Genomic DNA, 19,666 nt, shown 5'->3' on the forward strand with positions numbered 1-19,666 from the left:
TTGCTGTGGCGGCAAACTGAGTAAAGTGATTGCTCAACACAGATAAGGAATCACACCATGACTGCAAAAGATTTGCTACTCGGACTCTTCATCATTTTTGCATGGGGATTCAACTTTGTAGTCATCCGCTTAGGGTTGGACGCTATGACCCCGATGATGCTCGGCGGTGCGCGCTTCCTACTATTGGCCATGGTCGGTTGTTGTTTCTTTGCACGGCCTAAAACACCGTTAAAATGGTGGCTCGCGTATGCTTTAACGCTTAATTTCGGTCAATTTGCCTTTTTGTTCAGCGCTATGATGTTTGGTATGCCTGCAGGGCTTGCCTCACTGGTGCTGCAATCACAAGCCATTTTCACACTGTTGTTTTCTGTCTTACTGCTTAAAGAAGTGGTACGGCCTTATCAAATCCTGGCCATTGCAGTCGCTTGTGGCGGGTTAGCCATCATTGGTGCCGATGGTGAGGATACCAGTATGACCGTAATCGGCTTTGCGCTCACTCTAGCGGGCGCATCAAGCTGGGCGTTGGGCAATATCGCCACCAAAGCCATCATTCAAAAAGGTTATCAAGCGGATCTTAGTTTAATTGTCTGGAGTGCATGGTTCGCTGCGCTGCCCTTTTTTATCTCATCGTATTTTGTCGACTCCCCAAGCGTTATGTGGTCCAACATTGTCGAGATAAATTGGACAACCTTAGCCATATTAGTCTATTTGACTCTCGTGGCAACGCTCGGAGGCTACGGCTTATGGAGTTATCTTATGTCTCGCTACAGTGCAGGCACAGTCGCCCCTTTGTCATTAGGCGTGCCTGTCGTAGGGCTGACATCTGCGGCCGTTGTACTCGGTGAGAGTATCAGCCATCAGCAATGGCTAGGGATTTCTGTGGTATTGATTGGCTTGTTGATGAACACGTTTGGCGCTCGCTTACGCCACCGCCAAACGCATTAGTCCCATCACTATTCTTTGCGATCAAGTTTATCGCTTAAGGCTTGCACTTGCTGCTGCAGTTGGGAAATTTGATCCACCAATGCTTGATGGTGATCTTCTTGATTCTGGTGTTCTTCTGCCATGGTTTCTCGGCTCATCACTTCCAGTACAACACCGACCATCATATTCAGAAACACAAAGGCCGTCAGGAAAATAAAGACGATGTAGAAAATCCAACTGAGCGGATAGACCTCCATCGTCTCATACATCACGTCGGTCCAATCTTCGAACGTGGCGATCCTGAATAACGTCAGCATAGAAATCGCAATATCACCCCATAAATCTTGGTTGATATGGCTGAAGAAGATCGCACCAGCCGCACCAAAGATATAAAAGATAATAAACATTAACAGACCGATATAGCCCATTTTAGGAATGGCTTTAAGCAATGCGTTAATCAGCATGCGTAAATCCGGAATGATCGATACCAATCGCAACACGCGTAATACGCGCAATAAACGCGCGACCAACACCATGTCGGTATTAGAGATCGGCACAAGGCTGCCAATAACAATGACTGTATCAAAGATATTCCAAGGGTCTTTAAAGAAGTCGGCTTTGCGATCGTAGGCGGCGAAGCGCAGCACAATTTCGACCAAGAAGAAAACGGTGATTAAAGTATCGAGGTAGTTGATCCCAAGCTCAACCGAATACGGTAACGGATAAGTTTTTGCCCCGACCGTGAGTGCCGCAATAATGATGATGGTGATGATAAAGCTTTGAAACCAAACGCTTCGTTCAATACGCTTGAGGGTATCAAACCAAGTTTGAGAGCGGGCCGTTGTCATTGCCTTGTTTTACTCCTAATGAAATAGCTCGGTACGAGCGCGAGTATCCTAAGACAATGACGGTTCAGATAAAATCCCTAATTTAACTTCGTTTCACTCTAACGACTTTCATGATTTCCATATCAATGCCTGCAACAGACTCTTGAGCAGGATAATAGGTAATGTTTACGCGCGCGCCACGTAGTGAATGATACTTGCCTTGTCGTCTAAAGCGAAACGGTACATCGTAGCCTTCTATCATCAATGTATGTAGAACCCAGTCTTCTTGGCTACGCTGAACATGTGACTTTACTTTCATTGCGTCACTGTGAATGAGGCCAGGATGCTTAGAGATCAGGGCTTCGGGCTTGGATTTCATGGAACTCTCCTACCGAACGTGCGGACATAATATAAACATGGCTTAATAGTATGCCACAAACCGAGTGGGCTGAGTGATTTTTGATCAGCTTTTGCTTTTTTCGGTTTCCTCATCATCACTTTTTAGTAACTGGGAGTGGCTTTTGGCTTCGGCTTCATCGCGATAGCAAATGACGGCTTTTTGTAAAATCATACTATTTGGATACGTCACCGTATCTCCAGTAACACGTGTAATAATGACATGGAACGTTGATATTTCATGAATTTGACCAAGGATCTCTTCATCTTTATCAACCACCTTAATCCAATCGCCAACACGGTAAGGAAAGCCAAAGAAAATAATAAGACTTGCTGTTACATTGCTTAAAATAGACCACTGAGCAAATAAGGCGATACCGACCACCGCAAACACGGATGAGAAGAACACCGCCAACTGCCCATAGCCCACCCCAAGTACCACGCACAACAAAAGCACAAAAGCGACCGTCAAACCTAGGTTAATAATCTTCGACACTAGGCTCATGCGAAGTTCATTAATACCTTGGCGCAGTGCCACGGCTCTGATCGCTGTCGAAACAAGTCGCATGGTCAAAAAGTACCCTGCGACCAACAGTATCGCTAAACAAATATGGAGCCACATAGGCCCTCCTCGTTTTTAAAGCACGAAATACAACGCCACCGGAATGCTGACCAATGACATTAAATTACCCAGCAATACGATAGAAGCCACCTTTTGAGGTTCTTGTTGGAACATTTCCGACACCATGTAATTCAGCACAGCAGGAGGCAGGCAAGCAAAAATAATCAAATAAGCAAACCACTCCTCGCGCAAACCAAACAGCCAGTAAAATGCATACGCCGCAACGAGCCCACTAACGGGACTCACTAGACCGCTGATCACGCCAATACGCCATTGACTAAAATCCACATCTTTCATGCGAACGCCTAACGCAAACAACATCAGAGGAATGGAGATTTGCCCCAGCATGTCGATGCCTGTGCCTACCCCCACGGGCATCGACCAATCTTGCCAGCTCCATACAACACCTAGCGCAGTGGCTATAATCATGGGCATTTTTAACAGATTAAACAAATTGGTGCGCGGATTGAGTAAATACATTCCCACCGTAAAATGCAGCAAGTTCTCAATCAAAAACAGCACCACGGCAATCGGCAATGCGGCCTCTCCAAACGCTAACACCATTAAAGGAATGCCTAGATTACCACTGTTATTAAACATCATCGGTGGCACAAAGGTTTTGAACTCGTAACCTAAAGCACGGGCAAAAGGCCAAGCCACAAGACCAGAGCCTAAGACAACAAATGCGCCTGCAGCGACTAAAGGTAAATAGGCTTGTATCTGAAAGTCTTTTGAGGCCATTACTGAAAATATGAGTGCAGGGATAAACACGCTCATATTAATACGGTTAGCCACGCTCATATCCGTTGGGCGAGCGCGTGCGTAAAAGAAACCAATCAATACGATGATGACAAGAGGGAAAACGGTATTGAAGATTTGCTGAAAGAGACTGGTAGTGTCCATATAACATCCTTGACGAGTATCTCGTTAGAGTAACGAGGTTCATCAAAAACGCCAATGCTGGTCTTGAAAATACTTTATTCGTGCGCGCTCTTCTGCACTAACTGGGCCGGAATGAGTATAAAACGCTGGCGCACTTCTTCGCCTTTCAGTAATGCCAACCCAATCTCAACCGCACGCTCTGCCATCAGTTTAGGCCGCTGGACCGCTGTCGCAATCCATAGATTAGGTTGCTGGATCGTATCTATCGCAAATTGTGACCCATCCACCGAGGCAAGCACAAACTCGTTTCGGTTGGCATGCTGCGCCGCCATTAACGCGCCAGAAGCCGTAGGATCATTGATAGCAAACACGGCATCTAAATGATCGTATTCTTCCATTAAATAGGTCATGGCTTCCATACCACCTTCTTGGCTGCCTGTGCCATTCAAGCGATCGCTTAATAATGAGATATGGGGATAACGATTGATCGCAGATTTACAACCCGCGACACGCTCCAGTACTGACGATACTAAAACACCATTGATAATAACAAACTGACCTTGGTAACCAATTTCCTGTGCCAAGCGCTCACAGGCGATAACTCCTGCTTGCACGTTATCAGTTGTGATCGTCGCGTCCGCACCATGCGCATTGACATCGACAGCAATGACTTTAATACCAGCCAGCTGAGCCCGCGCGACTACAGGGGCTATTTTGTACTCGTCTGCGGCGGTTAGAATGATCAAATCGACTTTACGATCAATAAATTCATTTAGCTGTCGAACCTGTCGCTTGAGGTCATACGCATCAGAACGCACGATAACATCAACCGATTGCCCCTCAACCAATTCATTAGCCCGACGTGTTACAGAGTCTACTAATTCAACAAAGTAAGGGTTGCCCAAATCCGCTACACTGATGCCGATCGAGCGCAGCGGTTGGTCAAGCTCATTACTGGCTAGCGCACTATGAGACGCCACACACAAAGCAAGTAACCCAGCCAGCCATACTTTTCTAACGGCCGAACTGCACCAACCGTTTAATTGCATGATAAATCGCTGTGCCATGGTACCCTCTGCTTTGCGTGCTATAGCGGCTAACTTTACGCAGCCTCAGGATCGGAGTCCACTTCCATCGCACCTGTCATGATTGCAACCGCTTCTGACATGGTATGAGATTCAGGGGTAATCGTCGCGGCGCACTTACCTAAACGGTGAATATGAATGCGATCGGCCACTTCAAATACATGCGGCATATTATGACTGATTAGAATGATTGGTAGACCACGATCACGTACTTCTTTAATCAAGTTCAATACTCGACGGGATTCTTTTACCCCTAATGCCGCTGTAGGTTCATCCATAATCACCACTTTGCTACCAAACAACGCAGAGCGCGCTACTGCCACCCCTTGTCGCTGACCACCGGATAAAGACTCTACCGCCTGAGAGATATTTTGAATGGTCATCAGCCCAAGCTCAGTCATCTTAGCTTGAGCACGCTCTTCCATGGCTTTTTTATCCAGCATACGGAAAACAGATCCTAATAGGCCTGGTTTACGCAGCTCGCGGCCTAGAAACAAGTTATCGGCAATGTTCAACGCAGGAGATACTGCAAGGTTCTGATAAACGGTTTCAATGCCTAGTTCGCGCGCTTCCATCGGTGAACTAAAGTGAACCGGTTTGCCGTCCAGTAAGATTTCCCCTTCATCTGGCACTAAGGCGCCAGATAAGGCTTTAATTAGTGAGGATTTACCGGCGCCATTATCACCAATGACCGCAAGAATTTCCCCTGGATACAGCGTTAAATCAGCATGATCAATGGCCGTCACACTGCCATAACGCTTTACGATACCACGCGCTTGAAGAATCGGTTGTTGATCGTAATGTGCTGTCATTATGCTGTCCCCTTTCTGATCCATTGGTCCATACCTACTGCCACGATGATCAAGATCCCTACGGTAAACTCTTGCCAAAGTACATCGACACCCGCAAGGGCTAAGCCATTTCGGAACACCCCTACTACGAGAGCTCCGACTAACGTTCCAAAGATCGACCCTCGCCCACCGAACAAGCTACAACCACCGATCACCACTGCGGTAATACTGTCTAGGTTGGTAGTGTAGCCAGCTTGTGGACTGACAGAGCCTATGCGTCCGATCAGAACCCATGCGCCAATGGCACACACGACACCCGCTAAAACATACACAGATAATAAGATACGATCAGTTCGAATACCGGCTAATTTAGCCGCCGCTGGATCATCACCAGTGGCGTATACATGACGCCCCCATGCGGTCCAATTTAAGGCGTACCAAATCAGTACAAACAATGCCAGCATCAATAGAGACCCATAGGTTAACCGAGCGCCAAAGAAGCTTACGGTTTCACCTAACCACTGCAATAAAGGTGCATTGTTGGCAATTTCCTGTGAACGAATGGTTTGACTTTCTGAGTACCAAAGATTCAATGCAAAAAAGACGTTCCAAGACCCCAGTGTTGCGATAAAAGGCGGCAATTTAAAGCGTGTAATCAGGGTGCCATTAATAAGACCAGCCAGCGCGCCAACCCCCATGCCAATTAAGAGAGCTAGCCAAGCTTCAAATCCATGATCGATGGCCATTCGACCCATCACGACAGATGCCAGCACCATGATGGCACCAACCGAAAGGTCGATACCTGCAGTTAAAATAATTAACGTTTGTGCCACACCGATCACACCAATGATGGTGACCTGTTGTAACACTAGAGATAAGTTAAACGGGTGTAAGAAGCGGTCTCCAACCAAGACACTGAAACCAATAATGGCAAGAATCAGTACAATAGTTGGTGCGGCAACCGGATACTTATGAAGAAATTTCTGAAAGCGCTGTAGTGGTGTATCTTTGTCTTCGAAATTCGCTACATAACTACCACTGCCAGCCTGATCAGCGATTTTATCGTGATCCAACACCGGTGCAGACGGTTTTGGGTTAGCAGAACTCATAATGTTAACTCCAAGCAAAAAAACCACCGCTGGCGGCATTAGCCAGCGGTGTTAGGCAGGGCTGCCTTAAACGAGGTGGATAAGTTAGGCGGTTAGCCCCAACACATAGCAAGACCAGTTTTTGATGTAACAGAATCGATACCTTGAGCCGGTTCATCTGTTATCAACTGTACACCTGTGTCGTAAAAATCAAGACCGTCAGAAGCTGTCGGACGCGAGCCAGACTTAGCAAACTCGACGATTGCACTGACGCCTTCAGAGGCCATTTTCAGAGGGAATTGCATAGAAGTAGCGCCAATCACACCATCTTTGATGTTGCTGACACCAGGACAGCCACCATCAACGGAGACAATCAATACGTCTTTTTCCATACCAAATGATTTCAGTGCTTCATACGCACCAGCGGCGGCTGGTTCATTAATGGTGTAGACCAAGTTCACACCTGGGTCTTTTTGCAGTAAGTTTTCCATCGCACGACGACCACCTTCTTCAGAGCCTTGTGTCACGTCGTTACCTACGATGCGTGGGTCTGTTTCATCACCCATTTGACTTGGGTCGTTTAGATCAATTCCGAAGCCTTTCAAGAAACCTTGGTTACGCGCTACATCGACTGTAATTTGGCTAGTACTCAGATCAAGCAGTGCGATTTTAGCGTCTTCCGCTTTATCACCCATTTTCGCTTTGGCCCATTGACCAATCATTTCGCCCGCTTTGAAGTTATCGGTCGCAAACGTCATGTCGGCTGCGCTAGCAGGAGACAGTGGTGTGTCCAAGGCAATTACCAACAAGCCCGCTTCACGTGCTTTTTCAATGGTCGGCACAATACCTGCCGTGTCACTTGGGGTAATAAGAATACCTTTCGCACCGGATGCGATTAAGTTTTCGACAGCTTGAACTTGTGTTTCATTATCGCCGTCGTAACGACCTGCGAAGGTACGCAGCTCAACACCAAGCTCTTCAGCTTTCTCTTGGGCACCTTCTTTCATTTTCACGAAGAAAGGGTTGGTATTGGTTTTAGTAATCAGACCAATGATAGGTGTTTCCGCCATCGCAGCAGTAGACAATGCGCCAGCAGCAACAAGACAAGCAAGTTTACGGAAGTTAGATTTCATGAAACGACTCCAATATTGTTTTTATTCTCGGCTTATGCCGTCGAAACAGACCATCACAGCTGTTTCATAAATTAATATCGACTATGAAAACTAACGAAAAATTTCAGCGACTAAGGATGACACTGAAATATTTGTAACAATTCACTTCATAAAACAGAAAACTTTTTCTAACTCACTGATTGTAAAGGGTTTTGAAAAAAATAAGTCTTTATCATTGAGCCCGTAACTTTCTACTAATTCATGCACAGGTAGCCCCGACATTAATAATACTTGCCCTTCCCAGCTTATATCTGCCCTCAATCTGTGCGCCAAATCGACGCCATGCAACTCTCCGGCTAGGTTAACATCACTCATAATTAAGTCAGGATGAAAGGAGCGCTCCAGCCCAATCAAAGCGTCTTCGGCACACTCGAAGGTTTGCACCATACAACCGAGTTGCTGAAGCTGTTCACGCATCACATGGGACACTTCAGGGTCATCTTCTACCAGCCAAATAAAGGCTTCATTTGGTAGATTTACGGATGGTAAATTTTCTTGGTTTAAGGGTTTTTCTGTCAGCTCGGTCTGCGCCATCACGGGTAAAAACAAACATACTTTAGTCCATTGACCCTCTTCTGATGTCACCCTTATTTCGCCACCACTTTGTTTGACGAAGCCGTAGATCATACTCAGTCCAAGCCCACTGCCCTTACCCACTGGTTTAGTAGTGAAGAACGGTTCAAAAATACGTCCAAGCACCTCTTCAGAAATTCCACTACCGGTATCTTCCACTTTTAGTCGAATAGCAGCCACGTCGGAATCGGGTAACTGGGTTGCTTTGGTAGAAAAGCTTAATGTTCCACCGCGTGGCATCGCAGCGGCACTGTTGAGAGATAGGTTCAGCAATGCATTCTCTAATTGGGACGGATCTATTAAGCAATGTTCATGAGGGCAGTTGAGATCCACCGTTACCTGTATATGATTGCCGACACTGTACTCCACCAAATCCAGCATGCCTTCGATTAAATCATCGATGTGTGTCGCCTCAGGAAACAGCTGTTGTCGCCGACTGAATGCGAGCAAACGGTGCACCAAACTGCTGCTCTTCTCAGCTACCGCTAATGCCCGCTCGATATAACGTGCTTGATCAGCAGTTTTAGGCGACGAATCAGACAGCATTTGTAAGTTACCCATAATGGCGGCCAATAAATTATTAAAGTCATGCGCCACACCGCCGGTTAACTGACCTAGCACTTCCATTTTCTGCGCTTGGCGCAATTGGCTTTCAACGCTTTTACGCTCGGTTAGGTCTGTATACAACGTGACAAAGCCGCCGTCTGGCATTGGCTTGGAACGAAATTCGACGATTTTTCCCGAGTCAAAATGCCGTTCAAAACTTTGGCTACGATGGTGCCGCGAAGCGTTAATCTCATCCATCTGAACCAATTGGTTTTCCATATTGAGATTCTTATGAGAACTTTGCGTAATAAGCCGCTGTACCGCTTCTATTGGCATACCGCGATAAAGCTGATTTGGCTGAATATCGAAAAGTGCTTCGTAGCCTTTATTCCAAGCAATTAAAATCCCCTGCTCGGTAAACACACTCAAACCGTCGTTCATATTATCAAAGATGGTTTCCAGCAAACGTTTTTGCTCGGTGAGCTCGGCAGACACTTCCAAGCGGCGAATGGCATCACGCCGAAACACTTCAAAAGCATTGGCCAGCGTGCCGATTTCGTCATTACGTCGCATGGGGGGATTGCGCGAATCCACCTGCCCTAATGACAGTTCTTTCATTCCTTGTGTGACAGCCCCTAAATCTCGTGTCATACGTCGACTAGATAGATACAGGTAACTCAACCCTAATACCAAAAATAGTGAAATACCTATTAACCAGCGCTGCCCATTGGCGACCACTTGGCCAACCTCCATGCGCTGTCGAGACACTTGCTTTTGCAGCGTACCGACGAAGCCACTGACTTGGGTGCTAAGTTGTTCCGATTTCGCTCGCAGAGCGATCAACAAATAGCGTTTTCGGTCATGAATTTCGTTCAAGCGCGTTTGTGCTAGCAGCAATGATTGCGCGATGTTGCGCACCTTTGGATCGCTCTTTAAGAGACTTAATTGGTCGACCATCTGCTGCGCTACTTGGCCAGGCTCTTCAATCAGGTTTAATAACCAAAATAGTGCCTGACGTTGTGACACATTTGTTAGTTGGTCGGGGGTTGGAATAATAGTTCTAATGGCAAATTGCTGCGCTAGGCTGTCTTCACGGATATACAACTCTTCGTGGACAAGTGTCACTAACTCATCCAATGTCGTGTCCAGATCCGCTAAGCGGTCTTCAATTTCACTTCGAAATACCGTGTCTTTTAAGTTATCAGCGACGCTGCGTAAATCCGTAATACGACGATTTAAGCGCTCTGATTCTACTTGCAGTTGAAAGGGTCGCGCCGAACCTGCCGCATAAGGGGCTGCCGCAGCAAGCTGGGCAACATTTTCCGCTAACGTCAGTGCAGTGCTTATTTCGGGGAGTGTTTGCGCTTCAAAATCAGCTAAGGATGCTTCACTGATACGCATGGATTGCCAGCCAATTACCATCATAAAAGCGGCCACCATACTAATTACGAATATAATAATGGACGCTTTTTGACGAATGCTGACTTGGCGCATTAGCTGACGCTCTTGCTAACAGGGCCTTGGAATAAATACCCCAAACCACGTTGGGTTTTAATAAACTCTGGCGCTTTAGGATTGGCTTCCAACTTACGACGTAAACGTAGAATCAGTACGTCGACGGTACGATCAAATACTTCCGTTTCAAGGCCTCGACTTAAATCAATAATTTGCTCACGACTCAGCACTCGATCGGGCCGTGTGGCCAGTGTTTCCAATAAAGAAAACTCACCTAACGTAAGTATGACCTCGTCTCCTTGCTGATCACTCAATTGGCGTGACGTCAGATCTAATATCCACTTACCAAAATATAAACAGTCGTGATCTGTGCTCAGAGGCTGAGTCGGTGTATGACGGTTACTACGACGTAATAAAGCATGAATTCGTGCGGTCAGCTCACGTAGATTGAAGGGTTTCATCATGTAATCGTCCGCCGCCAGTTCAAGACCCAGAATACGATCCGTCTCGTCTCCTTTTCCGGTTAACATCATGATCGACATGTCAAAGCGCTCTCTGACTTCTCGTGCTAACTGTAAACCATCTTCTTCTTGTAAGTAGAGGTCCATTAAGATCAAATCAACGGGGTGCTCTTCTAAGCGCTGCCACATCATCACACCATTTTGGGCTTCAAACACTTGATAGCCTTTTTGAGCCAAGGCGTCACTCAATAAGTGCCGGATATCCGGCTCGTCATCAACGATCAACAGGGTCTTTTTTCCGAGCTCGCTCATGCTGTTATCTATCCTTTTTATTTCTTATAGTTTGGCTGGATCGGCCCGTGTCGCAAGAAGCTTTACCATGTGATTGTTAATACACCATTAACAATCATCTCGTACGTCTTTTTTATATCGTTCACACCTTAGTGCGAGGCATGTTGTCACTGAAATTCTAAACAAATATCGCTATCATGCCCCCTCGCTACAGGGGATCATTATGACGTTTGCTTTGCCTATCTACTCTATCATTCCAGATTTAAAATTACAGTTAGCTCAGCACAATGAAGCCATACTTGAAGCCGCCCCTGGGGCGGGGAAAACAACGGCAGTACCTCTGGCTCTTCTAGATGAAGCATGGCTCGGTCAGCGCAAAATCATTATGCTTGAGCCGCGTCGGCTGGCCGCTAAGTGCGCAGCGAAACGGCTCGCAGATCAACTTGGCGAACCGCTTGGGCATCGTGTTGGCTATCAAATACGTCAAGAAGGTAAACAAAGTACTCATACTCAAATATTAGTCGTTACTGAGGGCATTCTCACCCGTATGTTACAGGATGATCCCAGTCTCGATGAGGTTGCCTTAATTATTTTCGACGAGTTTCATGAGCGTAACCTACACTCAGATTTGGCGTTCGCATTAAGCCTACAAGCCAGAATACTGTTCCGTGATGACGATCCACTTAAACTGTTAGTTATGTCGGCCACCCTCGACAGTGAACGATTAACTGAACTGCTGCAGTGTGATCCGATCATTTGTGAAGGACGTCAATTCCCCATTAGCATGCGCTACAGCAATCTGTCACTCAAGCAACAAGACATACCGCAACACGTCGCTAAACTGGTTCACCAAGCCTTACAAGAGGAAGGTGGATCGATACTCGTTTTTCTACCCGGCCAGCGTGAAATACATACTGTTCAATCCATGCTTGATGGCACCCTGCCAGCACAAACCGAACTGCTCAGTTTATTTGGTGATATGAGCCTATCGGAGCAAGAAAATGTTATTGCTCCTGCACACGCTGGTTATAGAAAAGTGGTTCTCGCCACCAGCATCGCGCAGACCAGTTTAACCATCGATGGTATACAAGTGGTGATTGATTCAGGACTTTCACGCGAAGCACGTTTCGATGCAAAAACGGCTACCACACGCTTACATACACGTCGTGCATCCCAAGCAGAAACAACCCAACGCGCAGGCCGCGCAGGCCGATTACAAGCCGGTGTCTGCTACCGCTGGTGGTCGGCAGATCAGCAACACCGTTTAAGTCCACACAACGCTCCACAAATCGAGCAGGAAGACTTAAGCCACTTAGTCATGGACGTGGCTCGTTGGGGGGCACAAACCCTAGAGGAACTCGATTGGATCAGCCCGCCACCTGCTGCCCACTGGCAGCAAGCTCAACAATTATTAACGTCGCTAGGAATTCTAGAACAAAGCCCCCAGTTAACATTAACGTCAACGGGGAAAACGCTAGTAGAGCTACCTTTGCCGCCGAGGTTGGCACGCTTGCTACTGGAAGCCCAACGTTACGGACAACATCAAAGCGCCACAGAAGCCGCTGCATTACTCTATGATGGCGCGGCCAAAAGCACACAAGACTCTAGCCTACTAAGTGCCATTGAATATCGAAAAACTGGCTCGCAAAAACACGCCTGGCAACGCACGCTATCCGGGTTATCCAAACACTTTTCTGAAGCGTCTGCACCAATACAGCGATCTTTAGCGGAATGCCTTGCAGTGGCCTTTCCGGACCGGATCGCCAAGCGCCACCGTCAGCATGACGATCATGTTTTATTTAAGCTAAGCAATGGTCGCCAAGCGGCTTTGCCAAGCCATGACAGTAACGCTCAGACTGAGTTTTTAATTGCATTGGAATTAGGTGGACACGCCGAACGCGATGCGGATCAAATATATCTGTCTCATCCTATTCTCAAACGCGAGCTTGAAAATGCTTTAGCCGATCGACTTGCGAGAGTAGAACGCTGCGAATGGGATAAATCCAGTGGCGGCTTAATCGGTGCGGAACAAACCTGGTTGGGTAAATTAAAGCTTGATCAAATATCTCTCACACCGCTACCTGAGTCCGCCGTGACGTTAGCAAGCTGTCACTATATTCGACAAAAAGGCTTAAGTAGCCTTCATTGGGATGATGACAGTCTAGCACTCAGAGCCCGCATTCGATTTGCCCATCAACACCTCGACGCTTCCATTCCCGACGCCAGCGATCGTTGTTTGTTGGAGCGACTAGAAGACTGGCTGGCGCCTTATTTGGTGGGCGTAACGCGCATTCAACAACTGGAAAAAATCCGCCTCGTTGAACCACTGATGGCGCTGCTCAGTTGGTCCCAACAACAGCAACTCAAAGCATTACCTCTGCGGGTCCAAGTAGCATCGGGGTCAAGCATCAAAGTAGATTATCAAGGTGACGTCCCTGTTATACGAGTCAAACTGCAAGAAATGTTCGGCGAGATCCAAAGCCCTAGAATTGCAGGGCAAGTGGTTAAAATAGAGCTGTTATCACCCGGCCAACGCCCCTTGGCGGTAACCATGGACTTAGCCTTTTTCTGGCAAGAAGCCTACCCAGACGTACGCAAAGAAATGCGCGGACGCTATCCTAAGCACCCATGGCCAGAGAACCCTCTAACCGCCGAAGCAACAGCCAAGACCAATCGAGCACTGCGCGGGTATTAAAAGCTAAGCATTACTAACGCTTGGGCAGTCAGCCGCTGACTGAATTGGGTATTTTTAGCATGAGTCGGGCACCATCCCATGATAAAGCGGTGAAAGTCAGCCCATGCAACAGGAAAAAGCTCAAACCACTCTTGAGCCACTGCCTCTGCCATGTCGGAAGACTCTCCAGTGGCGATCAGACAGCGTGATAACTCACTAAAGTATTGATCTAATAAATAATCAAGATGCTGCTCTAACACTAATTCAGATAAGCAACTACCTAGAAAATACGCCACATCTTGCACACCTATGCCGCGACCTACGTATTGGAAATCAACGGCGGCTACGCTTGATGCATCAGCTGCAAAGCAAAAATTGGCGACTTTCGCATCACCATGCACGAGCGTTTGATAGCGCGCTTGGCGCAGTGTGTTGTTTATCGTCTTGGCCGCGTCTTTGAGTGGACTCGCCGTCATCGCTTGCCACTCATTTGGACGTGTCCCAAGGTGCCAGTAGGTACCTTGAGGCCATAACCCCACCGGCCAAGACTCATTGGGGTCGAGCGATATATAATGAGCGTGGAAGATTGCCAGCCACTGCAAAACTGCCACTGCTTGCGAAAGGTCTAACTGTGTATGCCTATGATCAAACCCCTTTTCATCTAAATCTTCCAGGAGTAAAAAAACCATGTCGCTTTGCTGTAACACGCCTAGACAATGCGGCACACGCGCGACATTGACACAGCCATTGGCCCAATTCTGGTACCAGTTCGTTTCTACTTCATAAGAATGAACCTTACGCTGATGGGCTAGGTCAGACTGCCATCCTCTAGGATGCGCTTGGCTAGACGAGCTATCAATGGCTTTTAGAATCACATGAAAGTAACGGTCTTTTACTTTCACCGCGTAGCGTGAGATATGTCCATACCCGCTCCACAACGACTGCAACGTTTCAACATGCGTTACGTATTCAGCATCAAGTATGCGCTTAATAAAGAATTCTGGGGGCAATATCATGATTAACTTGAAGATAATTTATGCAAAGTTGCGAGTGGAAAGGTACAAATCAAATACCCAGCGTCGGTTGAAGCCAACTTTCCGGTTCACAGCACGCACAAGAATAAAAAAGCCTCGATCCATATATAAAGCTCCAATAACGTCTCGTTCAGCAGCCCAAGAAAAGTCTTTATCTGACTTTTCTATTTTCGTAATTCCATTTTTAATTGTTGCTCCATAATACCCAGACGACAGCAGTCGCTGTAGCTTCTCTGGTGAACCATGGCTAATATAGTGTGACTGCAAAGTCACTCCTAACTTGTTTTGTTCTGCAAACTGTGTGAACTTTTGTTCCAAGTCTTTAGCGCTTAACACATCACAGTCTGGATTATTCATCTTAAATGAATCAACCAAACGCACAAACTCACTGCGATTATGCTCTTGAGGCTTAATGTTTTGCTTAGTGTTACTTGATATAGATTCGCTACTCTTACGCGAAAATAGACGTTTCAGCATAAAACTCCGCTCCATTTGAGGAGCCTATTTAATTAGAATAATTAAGTGTAGTTGATAAGACTTGTAAATCCTTGTCATTTCAGCCTTGAATGAAAAGAGCACAAGAAGTCATGAAAACTCATATAATCTTTCATAGGAAATAAATCATAGAGAAAATTGCATTTTGCGTTAACACTTAATACAGACAGCATTACACCCTTCTTGTTTTTAGGTGGAAGTTGCTCGTACGAGCATATTCAGCAGTTGTCCATCGACCAAGGAAGCAACTGCTACGTTTATACCCTATCGCATCATTAGTGCTTTACTCCTATTTTTGGCGGCAAGTAGCTCGGCCAGCATAGCAAAAGAAAGCTACTATCAGATTGCTATTATTGACCACTTCTAACCACCTATGGAAACTTTTGAAACATAGGACGATAAAATTCAGCATCGATAGTTATATGGCGAAGTAGGCCTTGATCAAGACTACGATAAAAAAGCCTATTATCACGGCGATAAAGTCCAACTAATAGCAAACTTTGTCTTTTTCGCTACGCACTAGCCGGATAACGCAGTCCATTGAAAGAAGTTTTATTACCGCTTAATAGTTTCAATGACCAGTTTGATCAAGTACCTATAGACTCGCATATTCTATCTTGTGAGTAGTCAACATTTATAAAATCCTCTGAAACACCTTTAACTAGAGTTCATCGCGAACAATTTATGGAGACCATTCGCCAGTGAAAAAACACACCAGATTGTGTATGAACCTACTTAGTGAGTACAGTACTGGAGAAGCTAACGGTGAAAAGTGATTATAACATTCGGAGCGACTCAAGAAGAGGTAGATTATTTTGTTTCGGATAATATGTTTGTAGACATTTATACACAAGCCATTCACTACCTCAGTGCCAAGACGATATAAATGGCGAACCTTTTAGCTTCGATGTCAACGTGATGGCTACCAAGATATAGCCATTACTGCGCTAACTAGTAGAGCGCATGGAAATGTACCCAAAAGCCACTGGCCGTTATTAAAAGTAGTTCGTTTGCTGCTCCGATGGCTACCAAAAAAGCATTTTTTTAAAGACTCCTTAGCATGTCAACCCTAGACTTAAACCGACCAACTGGACTGTTCGATTTTTAATCTAAGCAAGTTGTATCTATACTATTAGAGTAAAGTTTTTCATATCGCCAATTCGTGGCAAGGATGATTACATGGGTATTAATAACATAGGCTCAAATTACGTTAACACCTCTGCTACGCAGTCACTTAATACAAGCCAAACCAATCTTGCTAGTGGTACACGTATCAACAGTGCTGCAGATGATGCAGCAGGTCTTCAGATTGCTAATCGGTTAACGAGCCAAATCGATGGGAACGGACAAGCTGTTGCGAACAGCATGTCTGGTATTTCTGTAACACAGATCGCACAAGGCGGGTTGGAGTCGATTACCAAAGACCTGTCGTCATTGCGAGAACTGGCAGTGCAGGCTGGTAATGGTATTTACTCTGATTCTGACCGACAGGCGCTTCAACAACAGGCCAATGCTCTTTTGGAGAATATTCAGGGGACAATAGGCTCAACAACCTTTGCAGGACAAGAATTGTTAAACAGTGACAGCAATCTTGATTTCCAAGTGGGTCCAGATGCTAATAGCAACATGGGAGTCGCCACAAACGATGTTAGTGGCACCCTTGCTACAAATGGCTTATTTGCTTTTGACATCACTAATCAAGCCTCTCTCGACAGTGCATTAAGTGCGGTCGACAGCAGTCTAGAAAACATAAATAGCTTGCAAGCAGAATATGGCGCAACACAAAACGCATTTAGCAGCCGTGTAGACGCATTATTAGAAAACCAAGCAAATGAATCAGCGGCCCGGTCACGGATACAAGATACTGATTTTGCAGCAGAAGTAAGTAACCAAGTGGTTAACAGCATTCTCGAACGCTCATCAGTTGCCGTTCAATCCCAAGCGAATGCAGACGCCAGCAGAGTACTAAATCTACTCACTAATTAAGACATATAAGCGCTTTTAGCCATCATTGTGTTAAAAGTGCTTTTCCCTGCAATGAGTAAAAGCGTTTAAACTCTTCTGTTTTTTACGAAAACTATTGCCCTCTTGTGTCTTTATCGTGATGCTGTGACAGAACGATTATTCGTAAAAGGAAGTAATGGTGCAGATCTCACTTTTTCCAAGCAACAAGTTACTCAAGACCTATGATGCGATAAGAACAAGCTTTTGGTTTGTTCCTTGTCTCATTATCTTTGCGACATTGTTACTCTTTGCTTGTTTGCTCTGGCTTGATCAGAACTTAGCTCTACAGAACACTCTTTGGATCAGCTTTCTCTATCACGCTGATGCTGAGGTCACTCGTGACCTACTAACCACTGTCGCAGGAAGTGTTATGACAGTGGTTAGTATTACCTTCTCTATTACCATGGTAGCTCTCACCAGTGCTTCTTCTCAATTTGGTCCAAGGCTCATTCGAAATTTTATGAATGACCCCAGTACGCAATCCGTCTTAGGTATTTTTATTTCCATCTTCCTATATTGTTTGATGCTTGCAGCGGCGAGCGAGGATTTCGCATCAGGACTTTACTTGCCTGGCCTTACTTTAGGAGGCGCAATAATACTGACTTTCAGTGGTATTTTTTTACTGATTTACTTTATCCATCATGTTGCGACCAATCTGCAAGCTGACAACGTGATCGACAAAGTATTCGAAACCATGCAGACAAATATTCTTCATATATTCGATGAGCAAAGAAGTAATGAGGCTAAAAATACTTCTTGTAAAGAAGTCGAGAGAACCCTTAAAAATTCATTTACTCCCATTCACATAAAACGATCTGGATACGTACAAGCGATTAATTATACGAATCTAGTTCAAATTCTATCTTCCAATGACCAATGTGCAGAGCTACTTGTTACACCTGGAGATTACATAACCTCTCGAATGGTGGTTATTCATCACTCGGGAGATGAACCCTCACCTACTCAAATTCAGTCACTATTAAGCTGTATTACGTTAGGCGCAAAGCGCACACCCATTCAAGACCCTGAGTTTGCAATTTTGCAATTAGTTGAAATTGCCTTAAGAGCCTTGTCACCGAGTATTAACGATCCATACTCCGCTATTGCCTGTGTCGATAAACTGAGTTCGACTCTTTGTAACTTGGTACACAAACAGTTTCCGGAAGGTATCGCCTGCGATAATGAAGATAAGCCAAGACTTATATTTAAAAAAGCCTCATTCCAAAGCTTGGCTAACAGTGCCTATGACCAAATTCGTCAGCATGCAAATGGAAGTTTGTCTGTACAGCTGAGATTGCTGGAAGGGTTATGCCGTATAGCGGAGCAGGCCCAAAGAAAGGAACATTGGGAATTCATTCGACAGCAAAAGAATATGCTTGAACACGAGCTAAGAAAACACGATTTTGTCGATCATGATATGCAAGAAATAAATGAACGCATTACCCTTCTAGAGCACATCATTGCTAAGCGATCACTTTGAGTGATTGTACTAAGTGTTACGCTCAACCACATTCGGTGACCATATAAGGTCTGTTAGGCCTATGTCTAATCCAGCTTGAGTTAATAGCGTGGTAATTTGTCCACGATGATGCGTTTGATGATTGAAAAAGTGATTCACTGCTAACCACATCTCATATTTACGCGGCTGAGGGTTTACAACACTGCGATACTCTAACGTACTATCTAAAATTTCGTCATCTAAGCCATTAGCCCAATCGATAATCATTTGGTCTGTTATTTCTCTATCAGCCTTTAAATCGTGAAAACTACCATGAAGCTCTTCATCTAGCTTAGAAACGGCATAAGGTGAACCTAGAAATCGGCCTAGCCAAATCTTATCCCCAAGCAAAAGGTGGTTTAACGTACCATAAATTGAGCCAAAGAATGCCTTTCGGTCTTCTCTAAGTTCTTGGTCTGATAACTGTGAACAAACGTCATAAATACGCTGATTCATCCAACGGTTATAATTCGCCATATCTTGTGCTAAAGCTGGACGCATAATTTCTTCCTTTTCAGAGCGGCCTAAAATTATTACATTATTAAAAATATAGACTTCTAGCAAACAGCTTCTCCTACTTCTTTAGAGAAGCAGCAATCCATAGTTTCCCCCAACGCCCATTCCACGAGAGCTGCTTCTGAACGATGAGATATAAAGACGCACTCTTTTGACGTCACGCGCTGATGCGTCGAAGCATGAGACAGGCGCAAGCAGGACACAAAAGGGGGTACGGAATCTAGCTGAGTGGATGCGTTTAGGGAAACCGCAGATACAAAAAAGCCCTGACAGCATGGCTATCAGGGCTTCCTTTGTATGATGCTTGACGACGACCTACTCTCACATGGGAT

General features: G+C 45.6%; 17 protein-coding genes. 4 read left to right on the forward strand and 13 right to left on the reverse strand.

The features are described from left to right. Window positions 1–57: 57 nt before the first annotated feature. The gene (locus AYW75_RS18010) at window positions 58–945 is read left to right on the forward strand and encodes an EamA family transporter (protein WP_067102545.1); all 888 of its coding nucleotides are present in this window, start codon (window positions 58–60) and stop codon (window positions 943–945) included. An 8-nt stretch (window positions 946–953) separates the two neighbouring features. Here the strand turns inward: AYW75_RS18010 and AYW75_RS18015 are convergent, their stop codons facing one another. The 10 genes from AYW75_RS18015 to AYW75_RS18060 all read right to left on the reverse strand — a co-directional run bounded on the left by AYW75_RS18015 (window position 954) and on the right by AYW75_RS18060 (window position 11,134). Continuing rightward, on the reverse strand, window positions 954–1,772 hold the full coding sequence (locus AYW75_RS18015; RefSeq protein ID WP_067102548.1) for an ion transporter: 819 nt from the start codon (window positions 1,770–1,772) through the stop codon (window positions 954–956). An 82-nt stretch (window positions 1,773–1,854) separates the two neighbouring features. Beyond that, the gene (locus tag AYW75_RS18020) at window positions 1,855–2,130 is read right to left on the reverse strand and encodes a hypothetical protein (RefSeq protein ID WP_067035691.1); all 276 of its coding nucleotides are present in this window, start codon (window positions 2,128–2,130) and stop codon (window positions 1,855–1,857) included. A gap of 84 nt (window positions 2,131–2,214) precedes the next feature. After that, entirely contained in the window at window positions 2,215–2,769 is a 555-nt protein-coding gene (locus AYW75_RS18025; protein WP_067102550.1) for a mechanosensitive ion channel domain-containing protein, read from the reverse strand. 15 nt (window positions 2,770–2,784) lie between these two features. Beyond that, window positions 2,785–3,672, reverse strand: coding sequence for an AEC family transporter (locus tag AYW75_RS18030; RefSeq protein ID WP_067102553.1), 888 nt, complete (start codon window positions 3,670–3,672; stop codon window positions 2,785–2,787). A 74-nt stretch (window positions 3,673–3,746) separates the two neighbouring features. Next, the gene (locus AYW75_RS18035) at window positions 3,747–4,718 is read right to left on the reverse strand and encodes a substrate-binding domain-containing protein (RefSeq protein WP_156490886.1); all 972 of its coding nucleotides are present in this window, start codon (window positions 4,716–4,718) and stop codon (window positions 3,747–3,749) included. A gap of 35 nt (window positions 4,719–4,753) precedes the next feature. Then, the gene (locus tag AYW75_RS18040; RefSeq protein ID WP_067102556.1) at window positions 4,754–5,548 is read right to left on the reverse strand and encodes an ATP-binding cassette domain-containing protein; all 795 of its coding nucleotides are present in this window, start codon (window positions 5,546–5,548) and stop codon (window positions 4,754–4,756) included. Continuing rightward, entirely contained in the window at window positions 5,548–6,636 is a 1,089-nt protein-coding gene (locus tag AYW75_RS18045; RefSeq protein WP_067102558.1) for an ABC transporter permease, read from the reverse strand. The genes AYW75_RS18040 and AYW75_RS18045 overlap by 1 nt, the downstream gene beginning before the upstream one ends. 92 nt (window positions 6,637–6,728) lie before the next feature. Beyond that, entirely contained in the window at window positions 6,729–7,748 is a 1,020-nt protein-coding gene (locus tag AYW75_RS18050; protein ID WP_067102561.1) for a sugar ABC transporter substrate-binding protein, read from the reverse strand. A gap of 141 nt (window positions 7,749–7,889) precedes the next feature. Continuing rightward, the gene (locus AYW75_RS18055; protein WP_067102564.1) at window positions 7,890–10,400 is read right to left on the reverse strand and encodes a PAS-domain containing protein; all 2,511 of its coding nucleotides are present in this window, start codon (window positions 10,398–10,400) and stop codon (window positions 7,890–7,892) included. After that, complete coding sequence (locus tag AYW75_RS18060; protein ID WP_067102566.1) at window positions 10,400–11,134, reverse strand: response regulator; 735 nt, start codon at window positions 11,132–11,134, stop codon at window positions 10,400–10,402. The genes AYW75_RS18055 and AYW75_RS18060 overlap by 1 nt, the downstream gene beginning before the upstream one ends. 202 nt (window positions 11,135–11,336) lie before the next feature. Here AYW75_RS18060 and hrpB point away from each other — a divergent pair, with 202 nt between their 5' ends. After that, window positions 11,337–13,808, forward strand: a complete 2,472-nt coding sequence (gene hrpB / locus AYW75_RS18065) for an ATP-dependent helicase HrpB (protein ID WP_067102569.1) — start codon at window positions 11,337–11,339, stop codon at window positions 13,806–13,808. Here hrpB and AYW75_RS18070 read toward each other — a convergent pair. Both AYW75_RS18070 and AYW75_RS18075 read right to left on the reverse strand, forming a co-directional pair. After that, window positions 13,805–14,803, reverse strand: a complete 999-nt coding sequence (locus tag AYW75_RS18070) for a phosphotransferase (RefSeq protein WP_067102571.1) — start codon at window positions 14,801–14,803, stop codon at window positions 13,805–13,807. The genes hrpB and AYW75_RS18070 overlap by 4 nt on opposite strands. Window positions 14,804–14,821: 18 nt before the next feature. Further along, window positions 14,822–15,298 (reverse strand): hypothetical protein, encoded by a 477-nt coding sequence (locus AYW75_RS18075; RefSeq protein ID WP_067102574.1) that lies wholly within the window; start codon window positions 15,296–15,298, stop codon window positions 14,822–14,824. A 1,197-nt stretch (window positions 15,299–16,495) separates the two neighbouring features. On the opposite strand from AYW75_RS18075, the gene AYW75_RS18080 reads away from it, so the two are divergent. Beyond that, window positions 16,496–17,302, forward strand: coding sequence for a flagellin N-terminal helical domain-containing protein (locus AYW75_RS18080; protein WP_067102577.1), 807 nt, complete (start codon window positions 16,496–16,498; stop codon window positions 17,300–17,302). A 154-nt stretch (window positions 17,303–17,456) separates the two neighbouring features. Beyond that, complete coding sequence (locus AYW75_RS18085; protein ID WP_067102580.1) at window positions 17,457–18,800, forward strand: DUF2254 domain-containing protein; 1,344 nt, start codon at window positions 17,457–17,459, stop codon at window positions 18,798–18,800. A 9-nt stretch (window positions 18,801–18,809) separates the two neighbouring features. Here the strand turns inward: AYW75_RS18085 and AYW75_RS18090 are convergent, their stop codons facing one another. Continuing rightward, complete coding sequence (locus tag AYW75_RS18090; RefSeq protein ID WP_067102588.1) at window positions 18,810–19,319, reverse strand: DinB family protein; 510 nt, start codon at window positions 19,317–19,319, stop codon at window positions 18,810–18,812. Between the last annotated feature and the right edge of the window lie 347 nt (window positions 19,320–19,666).

The organism is Marinomonas atlantica (assembly GCF_001639725.1).
In the GTDB taxonomy this organism is placed as follows: domain Bacteria; phylum Pseudomonadota; class Gammaproteobacteria; order Pseudomonadales; family Marinomonadaceae; genus Marinomonas; species Marinomonas atlantica.